The following is a 19,324-nucleotide window of genomic DNA, read 5'->3' as shown; positions in this document are numbered from 1 at the left end:
AAACCGAAACTTAAGAAATCCTGAGTCTAAACTTAATATTGGCTAAACTATGGAAACTTAAGCAAGTCTTAAGTAAAACTTAAGCTATATGGCGTAACCTAATGATGAAGATGCATTTCAGGTGAATGAGTAACACATGAAGTTATTAATAATTGAAGATTCAGCGTCACTAAGGCGTAGTTTACGAATTGGCTTAGCAAATCTAGGCTTTGCGGTTGATGACACCGGTGATGGTGCACAAGGGCTGAGTATGGCGATGACAGGTGAGTATGAGCTTATAATACTTGATATTATGTTACCGAGTATCGATGGTATTACTTTATTGCAAACCATAAGAACCAAACAGCTTGATTCTAAAGTCTTAATTTTGTCAGCTAAGCAAGAACCTGAAGACCGTGTTTTAGGGCTTTTAACAGGAGCGGATGATTATCTGACTAAACCCTTTTCATTTGATGAGCTCCACGCTCGACTGCTAAATTTAATGCGCCGTGGAGGATTGAAGATGATGAGTGATATCATAACTATTGATAATTTAGCACTGAATTTACAGTTAAAACTGCTAAAAGTTGCTGACAATGTTATCGACTTAACACCCAACGAGTACAAAATTGTCGAATGTTTATTTAGCAATCAAAATAAAGTGTTTAGTGCAGAAAAGCTAAGTACCTACCTTGCAGGGCAATATGATTTGATATCAAAGAACTCGATTGAAGCCCATTTATCATCTGCTCGCAAAAAAGTAAGAGTTGCAGGAGGGGAGCTGCCAATTCAGACCAAACGTGGTTTTGGTTATATTGTACAAGGACAATAATGAAATCTATTCGCAGTAAATTAGTTGTTACACTTTCGGTAACTATAACTAGCTTTGTTTTATGCATTTTGTTGGCAACCGACATTGCTGTTGATAGTTGGATAGATAATGAGTTTGATCGCAGCCTGCAATCCAAAGCAGGTATGTTAATGACCTTAGTACATAAAACTAATGAAGGTTTTTCGTTTAACTTTTCTAGTGAGTTTTTGCCCGAGTTAGAAGGGGAAATAGAGCCTGAGTACTTTCAATTATGGAGCAAAGAAAGTGTTTTTACCCGCTCAAAAAGTTTAGATTTATTTGAAGTTAAAAACCTACCATATGAAAGCTTAGAAATTGGCGAGTCAAAAATACTCCCTATACAATTATCTGATGGCCGAGATGGTCGGGTGTTTTATAGTCGTTTTATACCACAAGAAAAAGACAATACATCAGTAGACACATATAAAAAAACAAATGATGAGCCACTGACTTTAGCTTATGCAGCGTCTTCTGAGGAAGTTGATTTTGTACTTTGGTTGATTGACGTTATTTTTATAGTCACCATAATTACAGTTATTGTATTTATTCGATTATTTGTCAGGAAGGCAATAGATACATCACTTGCGCCATTAATTAAACTCAACCAAGATATCAGTCAGTTAAGTATTACCAGTGAAGGTTCACAGATATTTATACAAGAGCCAGTTAAAGAGCTCTTGCCTATTGTTGAAAGTTTGAACGCCTTTATTAAAGAGAATAGACAACTTTACCTAAAGGAAAAGCGACTTACATCCGATATTGCCCATGAAATAAAAACGCCCATTGCCGAACTTATAAATATGGCAGAAGTTGTTATCAGGTTTCCAAATGAGATAGAACTCAATGAGGATTTTAAGCCTGAAGCGTTGAAAATAAGTTTACGGCTTAAAAATATCGTGTCGAACTTATTGCTATTACATAAATACAGTAATGGTAAGCTAATCAAACAAGATGCTTGTGATTTAAATCAAGTCATTACCAGAGTCTTAGAAAACACTGATTTATCGCGTGTAAATTTGGAGTTGAATGAGAATGCACCAGCAATTATAAGCAACTTGTTTGCCCTCGAATCAATTATTAGCAATTTAGTTAACAACGCTAAACAATACAGCCCACTAAATTCAAAAATTTTAGTTTCGACAATGATTTCAAAAGAAAAACTTTTATTTTTGTCAGTTACTAACTCCCTTATTGAACCTTTGAGTGATAATGATATAGACCAATTATTTGACCCTTTATGGCAAAAAGACACTTCAAGAACATCGAATGATAACTTTGGATTGGGGTTATCAATCGCTAAAACGCTTAGTAAAGCAATTGATGCGCAATTAAGTGCAGAAGTTAGTGACAGAAAAATCACATTCTCTTTAGCCTTAAACACTGATTAGTTTATTTAGCCCTACATAGAAATAAAGGCTGGGGAATGCAATTATGTGATGAGGCTCCTAAATACTTAATTGTACTGGTAGCTATCAAACAATCAACTCCGTTTCTGCGGCTTAGCAGGATGTTGTTATCACTATACATTTTACAGATCCGCCCTCCGGCTCTAACTCGTTTTTGTCCAAAAACGAGTTTATCTGACCGTCTGATCTGAACCATCATTAGTGGACACTTCGTTAAGCGACATTTAGTTGTTCAAATTTCTCGGGGCTTAAATAGCCTAACGCACTATGCCTTCTCTTTTTGTTGTAATCAATTTCTATATATTCAAATACATGCTGCCTCATGGTTTCTCGGTTCATAATAGGCTCATATTGGATGGCTTCGACCTTGAGTGAATGGAAGAAGCTTTCCACACACGCATTATCCCAGCAGTTGCCTTTACGACTCATACTTTGCATTAAATGATGTTCGCTTAATAAATCACGATAAGCATGGGAAGCATATTGGCTGCCTCTATCACTATGTACAATGACATCTTTAGGTCTACCTCGGCGCCAGATAGCCATTTGCAGGGCGTCACACACCAAAGATGATGTCATGCGTGTACTCATTGACCAACCAATCACTGAGCGCGAGTACAGGTCGATAATCACAGCGAGGTAAAGCCATCCTTCGCTGGTCATTAGATACGTGATATCACCTGCCCATTTTTGGTTGGGCTTATCGGCGGTAAAGTTCTGCTCAAGTAAATTAGGGGCCACAGGTAAATTGTGTTTACTGTCGGTGGTCGACTTGAATTTACGAGCTGCTTTAGCTACTAAACCCTGACGTCCCATGCTTCTGTTGATGGTTTTTACATCATGTTTATTCCCTTGCTCCGCCAGCTCGACTTGGATACGTCTCGCACCGTCTCGCTCTTTACTGTCAACAAATACGGCTTTGACCTGAGTATCTAACATTTGCTGTTGTTGTTTGCGCTTACACACGTGCTCACATGATTTTATCCATGCATAAAACCCACTTGGCGATACACAAAGTACCTTAGCCATTCTGATAACGCTGAATGTGCTTCGGTAGCTTTGCATAAATTCAAATCGTGTTATTTTTGATTTTTCGCGAAGTAGGTGGCGGCTTTTTTTAATATGTCTAGCTCCTCTGCTTGCACCGCTAGTTGGCGTTTCAAACGAGCATTCTCGGTAGCTAACGTACTTTCTCTATCTGATGTAGATGCCTTTTTCAGAGCAGCAGTTCGCCAATAGTAAAGCTGGGACTCTGCGACACTTAATTCTCTGGCAGCTTGAGCAAAACCTACTTTACTCGCCAGCTTTAGTGCTTCTTCTTTGAATTCTTCTGAATAGGATTTACGTTTGGTCTTAGTTGTCATGTTTCACCTCTATGAGTTAGTTTACTCACTTAATGAGGTGTCCAAAACTATTGGTTCAGATCATTATTGAGAATGGGCATGACTTAGAACAGCTTGAGAGTGCTTCAGACCAACTAGAGTATAAAATACTATCGCTGCCCGACGATGAACTCCCTTCGCTAACTATTCCCTTATTTAGCTTACTAAATGAGATGCTGGGCAAAGTGCATATGACACAAAGGTATGCTTTTCATCCTAAATTAATGAGCCCTTTGAAAGCAGCTTTACATTGGCTACTTATCAACCTTACAGATCAAAAAAATGAACCGATAGAAGTAGATGAAGAACATTTTCGTTATTTACATTTAAGCGGCTTGCGTGTGTTTGATGCACAAGCGTTATCGAACCCTTACTGCTCAGGTATTCCATCTTTAACCGCTGTTTGGGGCATGCTTCATAGCTACCAAAGAAAACTTAATGAGGCGCTTAGGACAAATGTACGATTCACATCTTTTTCATGGTTTATTAAGGATTACGCTGCGGTTGCAGGGAAAAAGCTTCCTGAACTCAGCCTGCAAGGCGCTCAGCGAAATAAGCTTAAGCGCCCAGGAATTATTGATGGAAAATACTGTGACTTGGTATTTGATTTAATAGTACATATTGATGGCTATGATGATGATTTACAAAAAGTAGATAGTGAGCCAGATATTTTGAAAGCGCATTTCCCATCTACCTTTGCAGGTGGTGTTATGCATCAGCCTCAGCTTTCTTCAAACGTAAATTGGTGCTGTTTGTATAGTAATGAAAATCAGCTGTTTGAAAAGTTAAGGCGACTCCCTTTATCAGGTTGCTGGGTAATGCCAACGGAGCACAAAATAGGGGATTTAGATGCGCTACTCTTGCTATTAAATAACGACTCTAAATTGAGCCCATCTATGACGGGGTATATGTTACTTACTGAAGCCAAAGCTAGAGTAGGAGCGCTTGAAAAGCTACATTGTTATGCTGAACCAGCAATAGGAGTGGTGAAATACGAAACGGCCATTAGTGTTAGGTTAAAAGGTATTGGTAACTATTTTAATAGCGCTTTTTGGGTGCTAGATGCACAAGAAAAGTTTATGCTAATGAAAAAAGTTTAACCGGAAAATACTTAATGGAACTATGTAATATATTAAAATATGACCGCTCGCTTTACCCTGGTAAAGCTGTGTTTTTTTATAAAACGGCTGACTCTGATTTTGTTCCTCTAGAGGCTGATATTAATAAAATTCGAGGCCCTAAATCTGGTTTTACTGAAGCATTCACCCCGCAGTTTTTTCCAAAAAACATCTCACCTCAGGACTTAACACATAACAATATATTAACTCTAGAAGAGTGTTATGTGCCTCCAAATGTCGAACATATATTTTGCAGGTTTTCTTTGAGGGTAAAGGCTAACTCGTTGGCTCCTTCAGGCTGTAGTGACCCAGAGATTTTCTCTTTATTAAAAGAGTTGGCCACAACATTTAAAGAGTGCGGGGGTTATAAAGAGTTAGCTGTAAGATATTGTCGAAATATTTTGTTGGGTACATGGCTTTGGCGTAATCAAAACACGGGTAACACTCAAATTGAAATTAAAACCAGCAAAGGGAATCGTTATTTAATCGATAACACCCGTAAGTTGGCTTGGGAAAGTAAGTGGGCTTCTGATGATCAAAGAGTACTAGAGGAACTAAGTAATGAAATTGAGAGCGCATTAACTGATCCCAATGTGTTTTGGAGTGCCGATATAACCGCGAAAATAGAAGCCTCATTTTGCCAAGAGGTTTACCCAAGCCAAACCCTTAACGACAAGGTTAAGCAAGGAGAGGCCTCAAAACAGTTTGTAAAATCTAAGTGTGCAGATGGCCGTTACGCTGTAAGTTTTAATTCAGTAAAAATAGGTGCAGCGCTTCAGTCAATTGATGATTGGTGGGATGAGGATGCAAGTAAAAGATTACGTGTGCATGAGTTTGGTGCAGATAAAGAAATAGGCATTGCCCGACGTCCTCCCGATTCTGAGCAGAACTTTTATTCTATTTTCAAAAATACTGAATGGTATTTATCAGCCCTTAAAAATTGTATTACTAATAAAAATGAAAATATAGACCCAGCTATTTATTATTTATTTTCTGTATTGATTAAGGGCGGAATGTTCCAGAAAAAAGCAGAGGCTAAAAAGGCGTAGTTATGCAAAGGTATTACTTCACAGTCCACTTTTTACCAAAACAAGCCAATCTAGCGCTGCTTACTGGCCGTTGTATTTCTATCATGCATGGGTTTATTTTAAAGCATAATATTGAAGGAATGGGAGTTACGTTTCCTGCTTGGTCAGACTCATCAATTGGCAATGTAATTGCTTTTGTTCATAAGGATATGGAGGTTTTAAACAGCCTTAAAGAGCAAGCATACTTTGTTGACATGCAAGATTGTGGCTTTTTTAAAATAAGCCAAATTTCAACCGTTCCTGACAGTTGCCAAGAAGTACGTTTTATACGTAATCAGTCGGTAGCAAAAATATTCACAGGTGAAAGTAGGAGAAGATTAAAGCGCCTGCAAAAAAGAGCATTAGCAAGAGGTGAAGATTTTAATCCTAAAAAGCTCGAAGCTCCCCGAGAGATTGATATATTTCATAGGGTAGCTATGACTAGTAAGAGTTCACAAGAAGATTATATTCTTCATATTCAAAAGCAAGATGCCGATTGCCAAGCAGAGCCAGTCTTGAGTAATTATGGTTTTTCCTCAAATGAAAAGTTTAAGGGCACGGTTCCTGATTTATCACCTTTAATAGAAAGTAATTAACCTTTATTAATGTCTTCATTATAAGCCGTTGATAACAGAACCCTCTGAGCAAGCATATAAAAATATGGGTAAAATTGAATTTGCTTTTTAATTATATGAATTATATAAATAAGCTTAGCTACTTTTATAGTGACCTGCCGAGTAGGCAGCTGAGAATGGATTTGGATTACATGTGCCATCGAAATAAAGGTGATCTGCCGTATAGGCAGCTGATAATGACGGCTCTATTATAATAGTTGACCGCTCAATGTGACCTGCCGTATAGGCAGCTGAAGATAAAAACAATCGATTCGATGTTTAAGTTAATGTAACTCTGCCGAAAAGGCAGTGAGTAGTAATTGAAAAAACCAGTCTTATATTTAAAGGCTGGTTTTTTGTTTTTAGTGTAATAATATTTATGTCATTATGTCATTATGTCATTATGTCATTATGTCATTATGTCATTATGTCATTATGTCATTATGTCATTATGTCATTATGTCATTATGTCATTGTATGGTTGTATTTTATGTCATTGAATGGTTGCAGATTAATTGTAAGTTACTAATATATTTAACCAGTGTATGTCACGCTTTGCTTGCAGCGACATAAAGTGCCGCCATATCTATACAGTTGCTGATAATTCAGAACACTAATAATTTTAACTTTACGTATATGTCACTAATTTTTTGACTAAAATGGCTATCAGGTTAAACGGGTAGTTTGTTGTGTGGCAGAGTCTGTTATAGTAGCGCACGTATTAAGCGGCGCTTGATATACGAAAAGTATTAAATTGATAATTAATATGTTCTTTATAAGCCATATATTAATTATCAATTATAACAAATGGGTTAGTTGATACACAACTAACAAACAGAAGATTGTAACGGTTTTATCATGATATCTAATTTATTTACCAAGGTTTTTGGTAGTCGCAATGATCGCACTATTAAAAATCTTAGAAAGACGGTCGCGCTTATCAATGCGCTTGAAACGCAATTAGAAGCACTTTCAGATGAAGATCTGAAAGCCAAAACAGCTGAATTTAGACAACGTTACGATGACGGACAAAGTCTTGATGACATTTTACCAGAAGCATTTGCTGTGGTACGTGAAGCATCGAAACGTGTAAACAGCATGCGTCACTTTGACGTACAGTTAATAGGTGGCATGGTTTTAAACCAAGGTCGCATTGCAGAAATGCGTACCGGTGAGGGTAAAACCTTAACAGCTTCTTTACCTGCTTATTTGCATGGTTTAACCGGGAAAGGTGTTCACGTTATTACCGTGAATGACTATCTTGCAAAGCGTGATGCGGAGACTAACCGTCCATTGTTTGAATTTTTAGGTTTAACAGTCGGTTGCAACGTGCCAGGCATGATGCCAGACCAAAAAAAACAAGCGTATACGGCTGATATAACTTACGGTACCAATAATGAGTTCGGTTTTGATTACCTACGTGACAACATGGCATTTAATATTGAAGAACGTGTACAGCGTCCACTTTATTATGCGGTCGTCGATGAAGTGGATTCTATTTTGATCGATGAAGCACGTACACCGTTGGTTATTTCAGGCCCTGCTGAAGATGGTTCTGAGCTATATATTGAAATCAACAAGGTTGTTCCGTTACTTGAGCTTCAAGAAAAAGAAGATGAAGAGGGCGTAGAAGGCGATGGCGATTTCACGATTGATGAAAAATCAAAGCAAGTTCATTTAACTGAACGTGGTCAAATAAAGGTTGAAGACTTATTAACTGAGCGAGGCTTGATTGAAGAAGGAGATTCACTTTATTCAGCAAGCAGTATCACCCTGTTAAGCCACGTTTACTCAGCGCTTCGTGCCCATAAGCTGTATCAAAAAGATGTTGATTACGTTGTAAAAGAAAACGAAGTAATCATTGTTGATGAGCATACTGGTCGTACTATGGAAGGTCGCCGTTGGTCTGAAGGTTTACATCAAGCTGTTGAAGCGAAAGAAAATGTAAAAATTCAAAACGAAAACCAAACGCTGGCATCAATTACCTTTCAAAACTACTTCCGCTTGTACGATGTTCTTGCGGGTATGACAGGTACTGCCGATACTGAAGCTTTTGAGTTTCAGTCAATTTATGGTTTAGATACTGTTGTTATCCCAACTAATAAACCGATGGTTCGTGATGATCGTGCTGACTTAGTGTATTTAACTCAAGAAGAAAAGTACGAAGCGATTTTGGCTGATATTAAAGATTGCCAAGAGCGCGGTCAGCCGGTACTTGTTGGTACGGTTTCAATTGAAAGTTCAGAGTACTTATCGCAATTTTTACGTAAAGAAAAAACTAAGCATAATGTACTAAATGCCAAGTTCCATGCTCAAGAAGCGGATATCGTTTCAGACGCAGGTTTACCGGGTACAGTGACTATTGCGACTAATATGGCGGGTCGTGGTACTGATATCGTATTAGGCGGTAACTGGGGTAGTGAAATTGAAAAACTTGACAACCCAACAGATGAACAAATAAAAGCTATTAAAGATGCATGGCAAATACGCCATGATGCAGTAATTGAAGCTGGTGGCTTGCATATTATCGGTACTGAGCGTCATGAGTCTCGTCGTATTGATAACCAACTACGTGGTCGTTCGGGTCGTCAGGGTGATGCAGGGTCGAGCCGTTTCTACTTATCAATGGATGACGCATTAATGCGTATATTCGCTGGTGAGCGCATGACCAATATGATGCGTAAACTAGGTATGCAACACGGCGAAGCTATTGAGCATCCATGGGTTAATCGCGCAATTGAAAACGCCCAACGTAAAGTAGAAGCACGTAACTTCGATGTACGTAAACAACTACTTGAATACGATGATGTGGCTAACGATCAGCGTCGTGTAGTTTACTCTCAACGTAACGAGTTACTAGAAGAAGGTGATATTTCAGAAACCATCGCAGTTATTCGTGCCGATGTACTGGGTAACTTAATTGACCAATATATTGCACCGCAAAGCTTAGCTGAAATGTGGGATATTCAAGGTCTTGAAGAGCGCTTAAAACAAGACTTCTTAATTGAGCTGCCAATTGCTCAATGGCTTGCAGATGACAATAAACTTTACGAAGAAAAGCTACGTGAACGTATTGAAGAGTCAGTAGAGCAAGCATATAAGCAAAAAGAAGAGATGGTAGGTGATTCAGTTATCCGTCAATTCGAAAAAGCGATTATGTTGCAAAGCCTAGACCAACATTGGAAAGATCACCTAGCTGCGATGGATCATTTACGCCAAGGTATTCACTTACGTGGTTACGCGCAAAAGAACCCTAAGCAAGAGTATAAGCGTGAGTCTTTCGAGTTATTTTCAGAAATGCTTGAGAACTTAAAAGTTGATGTAGTTGGTATTCTAAGTAAAGTAAAAGTTCGCGCTGAAGAAGATGTTGATAAAGTTGAAGAGCAACATCGCAAAAGCGAAAATACACCTCGCGAATATCAACATGAAGAGGCTGAACACGTTGGTGGCGAAACACCACAAGGCGCTGTAGCTAACCAGCGAGCAGAGCCAAAGGTAGGGCGTAACGAGCCTTGCCCATGTGGTTCCGGTCAAAAGTATAAGCAATGTTGCGGTAAGTTAAAGTAATATAAGCTTGTAGTAATATAGAAAAAGCGACGCTAGCGTCGCTTTTTTTATAATTATTTTTAGGAATAGAAAAAATGACAAAAAAAATCATCCATGTCGCTGTTGGAGTTATTTATAAAAGTAATCAGTTGTTTATTTGTAAGCGTCCAGATGATAAGCACCAAGGCGGTTTATGGGAGTTTCCAGGCGGTAAAGTTGAGCAAGGCGAAACCGTATTAGCGGCCCTTAAACGTGAATTACGTGAAGAAGTAAGCCTGAACGTTCATAGCTCCAAAGAACTTATGGTTATTGAACATGACTATAATGATAAGTCTGTGCGTTTAGATGTACACATTGTTGATGACTTTAGTGGCGAAGCACATGGCGCTGAAGGGCAGCAAGGACGGTGGATTGTAATTAATGCACTTGATGATTATAACTTCCCTGCAGCGAATGTAGCAATTATTAATAAGATAAAAAGTATTTATAGCTCATCTTCTAATTAGTATCAGCGAAAGGCGCAGACTTACTTTCTAAACCGTATTTTGCGCTTTTTATTGTCACCTGCTGTAACTGGCAATACGTTATAAAGTCGTCCTAACAAGAGTTCTACTCCTCTTTTCATCGCATAAAAATGCACCTCACCTCTTTTTGATAAAATTTGTTACATATTCAATTTTCATGTTTAGCTAATGCGGTTTATGATGGCATTGAGAATGCTCAATCGATGGTTTATCAAAATCGATAAGAAAATTGTTCATTAAATTACCTAACAAACGAGATTTATATGAAAAAAGTAACACTCACCGCGGCAAGTATCGCACTTGCGCTTGGGTTAGTTGGTTGTGGTGAAAAACAACAAGAAGTTAACACACCAGAGCAAACAACTGTAAGCGAAGCGCCAACACAATTAAACTCAGGTGTAAAACTTGAGAACATGGATAAATCTGTACGTGCTCAAGATGATTTTTATTATCACATGAACGGACAATGGCTTGAGAAAACTGAAATTCCGGGCGATAAGTCTAATTATGGCTCGTTCACTCAGCTTTTTGACGAGTCGCAAAAAGCCATGAAAACCGTGCTTGAAAAAGCCGCAGCAAACACAAATGTTGAACCAGGCTCTGATGAAGCTAAGCTTGCCGATTTTTATAACAGCTATATGGACGAAACCAAGCGTGAAGCGCTAGGTATAAAACCATTACAAGGCACGCTTGATAGCGTTGATACAATAAAAAATAAATCAGATCTAGTTGAGTTAATGGCAGATCTTCGCACCAAAGGCGGAAGTGTCCCATTTGGTTGGTATGTAAATAACGACGCTAAAAACTCAAGTGAAAATGCTCTTTATGTTTTTCAGTCGGGTTTAGGCCTACCTGATCGCGATTACTACTTAAAAGAAGAAGAAAAGTTCACTACTATTCGTGCGCAATACCAAACTTATATTAGTGACGTATTAACCCGTGCTGGTGTTAAAGATGCTGAAGCTGCAGCTGAAAGTATCGTCGCTCTTGAAACCAGCATTGCCAATGCTCAGTGGAGCCGTGTTGAAAGCCGTAATGCCACTAAAGCATACAATAAAATGACAGTGGCTGATGCAAGTAAGTTAACCGGTGAACTTGACCTTGAAGCATACTTTAAAGCGTCAGGTATTAACACCGAAGAGCTTATTGTTCGTCAACCGAGTTACTTTGAAAAACTTGCGGATATTTATAAAGATACCGATTTAGCTACGTGGCAGAATTACCTTAAGTTTCATTTTATTAGCAACTATGCAGGCTTATTAGATAAAGATTTAGTTGATCTTCACTTTGATTTTTATAGCACCACTTTACGTGGCGTTGAAGAACAAGCGCCACTGTGGAAAAAAACCGTTGATGCATCAAATAGTGTGCTTGGTGAAATTTTAGGTAAAGTATACGTTAAAGAAAACTTCCCGCCTGAAGCTAAAGCGCGTATGGAAGAGCTGGTTGATAACGTGATCAAAGGTTATGGCGTAGCAATTAAAAACCTTGAATGGATGAGCCCTGAAACAAAAGTGGCTGCACAGCAAAAACTTGATAAGTTTACCCCTAAAATTGGTTATCCAGATAAATGGAAAGACTACTCTGATCTTGAAATTAAAGCGGATGATTTAGTGGGTAACTATATTCGCCATAGTCAGTGGTCATACGACGATATGATTGCAAAACTAGACAAGCCTGTAGATCGCTCTGAGTGGCACATGACGCCACAAACAGTGAATGCTTACTATAATCCAGTCAATAACGAGATTGTATTTCCAGCGGCTATTCTACAGCCCCCATTTTTTAATTTAGAAGCTGATGATGCAGTTAATTACGGTGCGATTGGTGCTGTAATTGGTCATGAATTAGGTCATGGTTTTGACGACCAAGGTGCTAAATATGATGGTGACGGCAATTTACGTGATTGGTGGAGCGAGTCAGACCTTAAGCAATTTGAAGCGCGTACAAGTCAGTTAGTTGAACAATATAACGAATATAAACCTTTTGAAGATGCGAGTGTAAACGGCGAACTAACATTAGGCGAAAATATTGGTGATTTAGGCGGCCTAACTGTTGCTTATAAAGCTTACCAACTATCCTTAGGTGATAAGGACAAAGCGCCAATTATTGATGGTTACACAGGCGATCAGCGCTTCTTTATGGGGTGGTCACAAATTTGGCGTCGTAAGTATCGTAATGAAGAACTGCGTAACCGATTAATGACAGACCCTCATTCGCCAAGCCACTACCGTGTGATTGGTATTTTGTCGAATATGCCTGAATTTTATGAAGCGTTTGATGTCAAAGAAGGTGACAAAATGTATATCAAACCTGAAGATCGCGTAAAAATTTGGTAGTTATTGATACAAAGCTATAAGAATTAAAAAACGGTACTGAGTGCCGTTTTTTTATGGCTGGATAAAAAATAGTAAAAAGAATTAGTTAAATAATATTTGGTAATGAATAATGAGGGAAAATATAAATAAGATATTGGAGCGGCACACGAGGCTCGAACTCGTGACCTCGACCTTGGCAAGGTCGCGCTCTACCAACTGAGCTAGTGCCGCATTTCAAGTTAGTCAGTAATTTGTCCGTTGTGCGCGACAAGTCGCGGTAGAACGTTCTGGCAACTGAGCTAGTGCCGCATTGTAACTTCATTTTGAAGATTTTAACTTGAAATTATCTAGTTGCTGCAATTTCTTTGGTTGAAATTGGAGCGGCACACGAGGCTCGAACTCGTGACCTCGACCTTGGCAAGGTCGCGCTCTACCAACTGAGCTAGTGCCGCATTGTAACTTCATTTTGAAGATTTAACTTGAAATTATCTAGTTGCTGCAATTTCTTTGGTTGAAATTGGAGCGGCACACGAGGCTCGAACTCGTGACCTCGACCTTGGCAAGGTCGCGCTCTACCAACTGAGCTAGTGCCGCATTTCAAGTTAGTCAGTAATTTGTCCGTTGTGCGCGACAAGTCGCGGTAGAACGTTCTGGCAACTGAGCTAGTGCCGTATCAATATTTTTTCAAATAAAAAATATTGATTATCAAGTTACTTAAACACATTAACCCCGCGAGGGTTATCGTCTTAAGCGGGGCAGGATTTTACAATAATCCGATGTGTTTGCAAGTGTTTTTTACAATTTAAAGAAATTTTCTCGGTAGATTTTTAATTCCATAATCGAATCTTTTATGTCGTCTAAAGCAAGGTGTGAGCCTTTTTTGTTCACTTGTTCAAGTACATCAGGTTTCCAGCGACGAGCAAGCTCTTTAATTGTGCTTACGTCTAAATTTCTGTAATGAAAGAAATCTTCAAGTGTTGGCATATATTTATTCATAAAGCGACGATCTTGGCCAATCGAGTTACCGCACATAGGTGATGTGGCCTCTGGAACCCATTGCTTTAAAAATTCTAAGGTTTGCTCAACTGCATCTTGCTCGTTAAATTTACTGGCTTTACAGCGTGCTGTTAACCCAGACTTGCCATGTTGCGTGGTGCACCATTCATCCATGCCATTGAGCAGTTCGTCGCTTTGATGAATAGCGACTGTTGGCCCTTCAGCCAGAATGTTTAACTCACTATCGGTGACAATAGTGGCAATTTCGAGTATTTTATCTGTTACTGGTTCAAGACCTGTCATTTCGAGGTCAAGCCAGATTAAATTTGATTTATGAAAAGACATAATTACCTAAGCGGTGCTTCCTTTAGATCCAGCGCATTTCGATATATCATATTAGTATCAACCGTCGACCTAAAGCTTTTTTTCCAAAAAGCCGACATTTAACTTATTTTAAGGCCAAAAGTGGCGAAGCAGAAAAAATTAAGTAAAGGCCAATCCCGTAGGATAAAGGCTAACCATCAAAAGCGTTTATCAAGTGCTGGTGACAAACCTGCAAAAGGTGAAGGCTCGCAATGGCAAACAGACAATTTAGGCCCCACTGAAGATGCGGTGGTGATTAGCCGTTTTGGACAGCATGCGGATATTGAAACCCAAACCGGTGAAGTTTTACGCTGTAATATTCGCCGTACCGTGTCTGGTATTGTATGTGGTGATGAAGTTATTTTTCGCCGCGCTAAAGTCAGCGAAGGTGATTTAGCGGGCGTTATTGAAGCAATCCAAGAGCGCCGTTCACAGTTAACTCGCCCTGACTTTTACGACGGTGTAAAAGTAGTTGCTGCTAATATCGATCAAATATTAATGGTGTCGGCAGTATTACCTGAATTTACCGCGAGTATTATCGACCGTTACCTTGTTGCCTGTGAAGATATGGGTATCGAGCCTATTTTAGTGCTGAATAAAATCGACTTAATAGATGACGAAGGTTTAGCAGTTATTAATAGCACTTTAGATATTTACCGTGGGCTTGGGTATCAAGTGTTATTAGTGAGTAATACAAGCGGCGAAGGTATCGTTGAGCTTAAACAAGCATTGGTAGGCAAAAATAATATTTTTGTTGGTCAAAGTGGTGTGGGTAAATCGACATTAGTTAATACTGTTTTACCTGATGCGGAAATCCTAACTAAACAAGTCTCTGAAAATAGTGGGTTAGGGCAACATACCACCACCGTATCACGATTACACCATTTACCGTCAGGCGGTAATTTGATTGATTCACCAGGTATTCGTGAGTTTGGTTTATGGCATTTAGATGTTGAGCGAGTGACGTGGTGTTTTAAAGAGTTTCGTGAATTTATAGGTGGTTGCCGCTTCAGAGACTGTAAGCATTTGAACGATCCAGGTTGTATTATTCGCCAAGCAGTGGATGACGGTGACATCTCAGGGTTACGCTTTGATAGCTACCACAGAATTTTAGAAACAATGGCCGATGGCCGTGCCGGTGCTCGTGCTCCGCGCGTATAATTTTAGGAAGAAAAAAAGTGAGCTTAGATAAATTAAAAATTACCCTGCAGTACGTAATGCCCAAACATTTTTTATCACGCATGGTGGGTAAATTAGCGGCTGCAAAAGCGGGTTGGCTAACAACAAGTTTAATTAAGTTATTTATTAAACAATATAAAGTTAACATGGCTGAAGCAGAGCATTCGAACCCAGAATATTATAAAACTTTTAATGAGTTTTTCACACGTCCTCTTAAAGATGGCGTTAGACCGCTCGTTGAAGATAAAGACATTATTAGCCAGCCTGTTGATGGCGCAATTAGTCAGTTAGGTGACATTGTTGATGGACAGTTAATCCAAGCTAAAGGCCACAATTACAGCTTACAAGCGTTATTAGGTGGTAATGAAAAAGACAGCGAGCCTATGCTTGGTGGTAAATTTGCGACTATTTATTTAGCGCCGAAAGACTATCACCGAATTCATATGCCGATTGATGGCACGCTGAGTAAAATGATTTACGTGCCAGGTGATTTATTTTCTGTAAACCCATTAACAGCACAAAATGTCCCTAACCTATTTGCGCGTAACGAGCGTGTTGTGGCTATTTTTGATACTGAAATTGGCCCATTAGCAATGGTCTTAGTTGGTGCTACAATTGTTGCAAGCATTGAAACTGTTTGGGCGGGTACTGTCACGCCACCGGCAGGTAAAGATGTATTTAGCTGGAACTACCCTAAATCAGGCGAACAAGCTATTACGCTTAAAAAAGGTGAAGAAATGGGGCGCTTTAAATTGGGCTCGACAGTGGTGCTTGCTTGGGGTGCTAATAAAGCGGATATTTTAGACTCAGAGCAGCCTGAAACAGTGACCCGCATGGGTGAAGCTTTTGCTAAAATAGTTGATTAAGGTGTTTGATCTTAAATAGACAGCCGTTAAACATAGAAAAGCCCAGCAATACTGGGCTTTTTGATAATTTATAACTTAAATTATTCAGCAACAACAGTCAGTTCATCAACTACGCTGCGAACATCTTCAGCATTTTTGGCAATTTTAACCGCTAATTGTTTTTCAGCATCTGATTTAACAGAACCATTAAGTGTTACTACACCATTGTCGGTATCGACATCAATGTCAGTGCCACCCACTTCTGAGGTAAATAAGTAACGAGTAGTGATCACCGTGCTAATTTTAGCATCTGTTAAATCACTTTCTGAGTCGTCCATCTCTTTATCCATCGCAGAATTTGCTGTTTTAGCGTCTTTAACCACGGTAAGTTGATTATCAATATCACTAACGCCTTCAAGGCTTAACACTAGCTCTTCAGCCAATTCTTTATCAAGGTCGTTATTTACTTTACCCGTTAAAACGACTTCGCCGTTTTTAACATCTGTATTGATGTCAAAATTATTTAAGTTGGTATTCATTAGCAGAACGGTTTCTGCTTTACCATCAATCCACGCATCTTTACTTTCATTTTCCCAATTACTAGCATTTGCACCCATAGCTGTTGTACCTAGAACTAATGCGGCGATCATAGACTTATTAAATGTTTTCATAATCTCTCTCCTTCTGATTAAAGACAGTTATATCTAAGCGAATAGCATGCCAAGATTATAATTATTAATAATCAGTAGGTTACGGTTTAACTTTAACAGTGAATAATATCTTTGGTAATTATTTACAGACGGACAAGTAATTTATTCAGCTAATGTAGAATTGACTATAAAATAGCATTTTTTATTAATCTATCGTTAATATAACTAATGATTATAATTACATTTAAATATAATTAGCTGATATTATTAGTAAAAAAAGTGGCGTGAGTATTGCTTTCTAGTTTGTTAAAAATATATAAGGAATAACCATGAGCGTAAAATTAGCAGATCGTCCCATCGAACAAGTGCGAGAAGAAGTGATAGACCAGCTGATCTATAACTACAGCCATGCAGTGATCTCTGCTGATGCATTTGAGCGACGCTTAGATAAAGCCATGGAGGCTAGCAATAATGAAGCACTGATTGGTTTAGTCAGTGATTTAGAACTAAAAGTAGATAAAAACTACCATAGCGAAAAGCATGCGCAATTTACGCCAAACTATAGCCACAACAGCACAGAAGAAACCCTACAGCTACGTAGTATCTTAGGTTCTAACGAACGTAGCGGCCAGTGGTTAGTGCCCAAGCATATTTACCTAACTAACGTGTTGGGCTCTATTGAGCTTGATTTTACGGATGCTATTTTTGAACACCAACACGTCACTATTCATGTGCGTTGCGTATTAGGCAGCGACGAAATTTATGTACCTGAACACGTTAATGTTGTATCAAAAATATTTAGTATTATAGGCAGTGTTGAAAACAAATCGGTCTCGCTTAATAAACGTCAAGGTCCGACGATTACCATCGAAGGCGAGGTGATATTAGGCTCAGTTGAAATTAAAATAAAACGTACCATTAAAGAAAAGTTTGTCAGTTTTGCCAACAGCCTGCGCAGCAGCTGGCAAAGTATGAATAAGCCTTAAGATATTTGGCATTATTTAATTCGCTTTTGTGATGAGCATGATATAGCGCTCCTTGCAAAAGTGCAGCCAATGTTAAGACCTACCTAATAAGATACCTTCCTCCTTCAATGTTATACGTGGTTAGCTGATTTATACCCAAGCCACCTCAAGATGCAGAATTCAGCGTTTCGCAGGGGCTTAATATCAAGGCGTTACTTTGCAACAATGGCAGTCCCTTTTAAGAAGTAGCAACGATGAGAGTAAGTGCCTGTGAAACGCCCAATAGGTTGGTTTAAAGCGATTTATACTGCGTTATTGATTTTAATAATAGAACCACTATTACTTGCAATCAATGCCTTGCCTAAATCGCTTTTAATTCCAACTGAAACTCGCATCTTGAGGTGGTTTGGGTATATAATCCGCCGCTTGATTTTTATACTTTTAAAAGCAATTACGTTTTTAAAAACCCCGCGATTAATTAAGTGTGCCCAGTAAGGCAATTTGGAATAATTTTTATGAATGGTAAGACCTTAACTCAAAATAAAGCTCCTTTAAATCAAAGCTTTCGTCGCTTTAGTGTGGCTCCAATGCTTGATTGGACAGACCGTCACTGTCGCACTTTTCACCGTAAAATGACAAAACATACGGTGCTTTACACAGAAATGATAACAACTGGTGCTATTTTATTTGGTCGCGGTGATTATTTACATTTTAACCACCACGAAAACCCTGTTGCTTTACAGTTAGGTGGCTCTGATCCTGATGATTTAGCCAAATGCGCTAAGCTTGCCGCTGAGCGTGACTATGATGAAATAAACTTAAATGTAGGTTGCCCATCAGATCGCGTGAAAAAAGGCCGCTTTGGCGCCTGCTTAATGGGCGAACCTGCACTTGTTGCTGAATGTGTAGCTGCGATGAAGGCTGAGGTAGATATTCCGGTAACAGTTAAAACCCGTATTGGAATTGACGAACAAGACTCTTATGAGTTTTTGTGTGCGCTGATTGAAGCAAGCCATAAAGTGGGTTGTAATGACTTTATTATTCATGCCCGTAAAGCATGGCTCAGTGGGTTAAGCCCAAAAGAAAACCGCGATGTCCCGCCGCTTGATTATCCGCGTGTTTATCAGCTTAAAAAAGATTACCCGCAACTAGATTTAAGCATTAATGGTGGTGTTAAAACAATTGCTGATAGTTTAACGCATCTTAATCAAATAGATGGCGTTATGATTGGTCGTGAAGCTTATAGCAATCCATTTATCTTAAGCGAAGTAGATGAAAAAATTTATGGTGATAGCCCATTTATACTTTCACGCCATGATGTTGTGCGCGCTATGTATGATTATATTGAAGATGAAATGCGCCAAGGTGCTAACTTTTGGCATATTGCCCGCCATATGCTGGGAATATTTCAGGGTCAACCGGGTGCACGAGGATTTAGGCGTCATTTGTCTGAAAATGGTCATGGTAAGCAAGCTGATTTATCGGTAATGGATAAAGCGCTTAGTTTTGTGCCCGAGTAGGT

Annotated in this window: 15 protein-coding genes and 3 tRNA genes; 12 read left to right on the top strand and 6 right to left on the bottom strand. The window is 39.0% G+C overall.

From position 1 onward, the window contains the following. Positions 1-136: 136 nt before the first annotated feature. Positions 137-811 (top strand): response regulator transcription factor, encoded by a 675-nt coding sequence (locus ACT3S9_RS13710; protein WP_058429029.1) that lies wholly within the window; start codon positions 137-139, stop codon positions 809-811. Continuing rightward, the gene (locus ACT3S9_RS13705) at positions 811-2,217 is read left to right on the top strand and encodes an ATP-binding protein (protein WP_441836387.1); all 1,407 of its coding nucleotides are present in this window, start codon (positions 811-813) and stop codon (positions 2,215-2,217) included. The genes ACT3S9_RS13710 and ACT3S9_RS13705 overlap by 1 nt, the downstream gene beginning before the upstream one ends. A gap of 231 nt (positions 2,218-2,448) precedes the next feature. Here ACT3S9_RS13705 and ACT3S9_RS13700 read toward each other — a convergent pair. After that, positions 2,449-3,599, bottom strand: a protein-coding gene (locus ACT3S9_RS13700) for an IS3 family transposase (protein ID WP_086957897.1) whose coding sequence is annotated in 2 segments (ribosomal slippage) — positions 2,449-3,344 and positions 3,344-3,599 — 1,152 coding nt in all. Because the reading frame shifts where the segments join, the coding sequence is not laid out codon by codon here. Between the two features lie 50 nt (positions 3,600-3,649). Between ACT3S9_RS13700 and ACT3S9_RS13695 the strand changes: the two genes are divergently transcribed. The 6 genes from ACT3S9_RS13695 (at position 3,650) to ACT3S9_RS13670 (ending at position 12,825) form a co-directional block, all read left to right on the top strand. Next, entirely contained in the window at positions 3,650-4,717 is a 1,068-nt protein-coding gene (locus ACT3S9_RS13695) for a type I-F CRISPR-associated protein Csy2 (protein ID WP_444750992.1), read from the top strand. 14 nt (positions 4,718-4,731) lie between these two features. Further along, positions 4,732-5,784: a type I-F CRISPR-associated protein Csy3 gene (gene csy3, locus ACT3S9_RS13690; RefSeq protein ID WP_441995054.1), complete on the top strand. Its 1,053-nt coding sequence runs from the start codon at positions 4,732-4,734 to the stop codon at positions 5,782-5,784. Positions 5,785-5,786: 2 nt separating this feature from the next. Further along, positions 5,787-6,398, top strand: a complete 612-nt coding sequence (gene cas6f, locus ACT3S9_RS13685; RefSeq protein WP_010554110.1) for a type I-F CRISPR-associated endoribonuclease Cas6/Csy4 — start codon at positions 5,787-5,789, stop codon at positions 6,396-6,398. Positions 6,399-7,274: 876 nt separating this feature from the next. After that, positions 7,275-9,983, top strand: a complete 2,709-nt coding sequence (gene secA / locus ACT3S9_RS13680) for a preprotein translocase subunit SecA (protein ID WP_441995871.1) — start codon at positions 7,275-7,277, stop codon at positions 9,981-9,983. A gap of 74 nt (positions 9,984-10,057) precedes the next feature. Continuing rightward, positions 10,058-10,468: an 8-oxo-dGTP diphosphatase MutT gene (gene mutT / locus ACT3S9_RS13675; RefSeq protein ID WP_441995050.1), complete on the top strand. Its 411-nt coding sequence runs from the start codon at positions 10,058-10,060 to the stop codon at positions 10,466-10,468. Positions 10,469-10,749: 281 nt separating this feature from the next. Continuing rightward, the gene (locus ACT3S9_RS13670) at positions 10,750-12,825 is read left to right on the top strand and encodes a M13 family metallopeptidase (protein WP_441995049.1); all 2,076 of its coding nucleotides are present in this window, start codon (positions 10,750-10,752) and stop codon (positions 12,823-12,825) included. 134 nt (positions 12,826-12,959) lie between these two features. Here the strand turns inward: ACT3S9_RS13670 and ACT3S9_RS13665 are convergent. The 4 genes from ACT3S9_RS13665 to orn all read right to left on the bottom strand — a co-directional run bounded on the left by ACT3S9_RS13665 (position 12,960) and on the right by orn (position 14,145). Beyond that, positions 12,960-13,035 (bottom strand) — tRNA-Gly (locus ACT3S9_RS13665). Positions 13,036-13,180: 145 nt separating this feature from the next. Further along, positions 13,181-13,256: transfer RNA gene (locus ACT3S9_RS13660), tRNA-Gly, on the bottom strand. A gap of 66 nt (positions 13,257-13,322) precedes the next feature. Further along, a tRNA-Gly gene (locus ACT3S9_RS13655) sits at positions 13,323-13,398 on the bottom strand. Positions 13,399-13,599: 201 nt separating this feature from the next. Beyond that, positions 13,600-14,145, bottom strand: a complete 546-nt coding sequence (gene orn / locus ACT3S9_RS13650; RefSeq protein WP_441993420.1) for an oligoribonuclease — start codon at positions 14,143-14,145, stop codon at positions 13,600-13,602. A gap of 120 nt (positions 14,146-14,265) precedes the next feature. Between orn and rsgA the strand changes: the two genes are divergently transcribed. Together rsgA and asd are read left to right on the top strand one after the other, a co-directional pair. Further along, complete coding sequence (rsgA, locus tag ACT3S9_RS13645; RefSeq protein WP_441836082.1) at positions 14,266-15,324, top strand: small ribosomal subunit biogenesis GTPase RsgA; 1,059 nt, start codon at positions 14,266-14,268, stop codon at positions 15,322-15,324. 17 nt (positions 15,325-15,341) lie between these two features. Beyond that, positions 15,342-16,208 (top strand): archaetidylserine decarboxylase, encoded by an 867-nt coding sequence (gene asd, locus ACT3S9_RS13640; protein ID WP_441836081.1) that lies wholly within the window; start codon positions 15,342-15,344, stop codon positions 16,206-16,208. Positions 16,209-16,288: 80 nt separating this feature from the next. Here asd and ACT3S9_RS13635 read toward each other — a convergent pair whose 3' ends face one another. Continuing rightward, positions 16,289-16,858 (bottom strand): BON domain-containing protein, encoded by a 570-nt coding sequence (locus ACT3S9_RS13635; protein WP_441836080.1) that lies wholly within the window; start codon positions 16,856-16,858, stop codon positions 16,289-16,291. A gap of 308 nt (positions 16,859-17,166) precedes the next feature. Here ACT3S9_RS13635 and ACT3S9_RS13630 point away from each other — a divergent pair, with 308 nt between their 5' ends. Both ACT3S9_RS13630 and dusA read left to right on the top strand, forming a co-directional pair. Further along, on the top strand, positions 17,167-17,823 hold the full coding sequence (locus tag ACT3S9_RS13630) for a LiaF domain-containing protein (protein WP_441836079.1): 657 nt from the start codon (positions 17,167-17,169) through the stop codon (positions 17,821-17,823). 494 nt (positions 17,824-18,317) lie between these two features. Further along, positions 18,318-19,322: a tRNA dihydrouridine(20/20a) synthase DusA gene (dusA, locus tag ACT3S9_RS13625; RefSeq protein WP_441836078.1), complete on the top strand. Its 1,005-nt coding sequence runs from the start codon at positions 18,318-18,320 to the stop codon at positions 19,320-19,322. Positions 19,323-19,324: the final 2 nt, after the last annotated feature.

Source organism: Pseudoalteromonas sp. AOP31-A2-14 (assembly GCF_052378035.1).
GTDB lineage: Bacteria > Pseudomonadota > Gammaproteobacteria > Enterobacterales > Alteromonadaceae > Pseudoalteromonas.
Note: the sequence above shows the minus strand (reverse complement) of the source record. Positions and strands in the feature narration are given on the sequence as shown.

Bases quoted from the DNA above. Each gene is read 5' to 3' on its own strand.
- ACT3S9_RS13710 (WP_058429029.1), top strand. From the start codon at position 137: ATGAAGTTATTAATAATTGAAGATTCAGCGTCACTAAGGCGTAGTTTA.
- ACT3S9_RS13705 (WP_441836387.1), top strand. From the start codon at position 811: ATGAAATCTATTCGCAGTAAATTAGTTGTTACACTTTCGGTAACTATA.
- ACT3S9_RS13635 (WP_441836080.1), bottom strand. From the start codon at position 16,858: ATGAAAACATTTAATAAGTCTATGATCGCCGCATTAGTTCTAGGTACA.
- ACT3S9_RS13630 (WP_441836079.1), top strand. From the start codon at position 17,167: ATGAGCGTAAAATTAGCAGATCGTCCCATCGAACAAGTGCGAGAAGAA.
- mutT (WP_441995050.1), top strand. From the start codon at position 10,058: ATGACAAAAAAAATCATCCATGTCGCTGTTGGAGTTATTTATAAAAGT.
- secA (WP_441995871.1), top strand. From the start codon at position 7,275: ATGATATCTAATTTATTTACCAAGGTTTTTGGTAGTCGCAATGATCGC.
- cas6f (WP_010554110.1), top strand. From the start codon at position 5,787: ATGCAAAGGTATTACTTCACAGTCCACTTTTTACCAAAACAAGCCAAT.
- dusA (WP_441836078.1), top strand. From the start codon at position 18,318: ATGAATGGTAAGACCTTAACTCAAAATAAAGCTCCTTTAAATCAAAGC.
- csy3 (WP_441995054.1), top strand. From the start codon at position 4,732: ATGGAACTATGTAATATATTAAAATATGACCGCTCGCTTTACCCTGGT.
- orn (WP_441993420.1), bottom strand. From the start codon at position 14,145: ATGTCTTTTCATAAATCAAATTTAATCTGGCTTGACCTCGAAATGACA.
- ACT3S9_RS13670 (WP_441995049.1), top strand. From the start codon at position 10,750: ATGAAAAAAGTAACACTCACCGCGGCAAGTATCGCACTTGCGCTTGGG.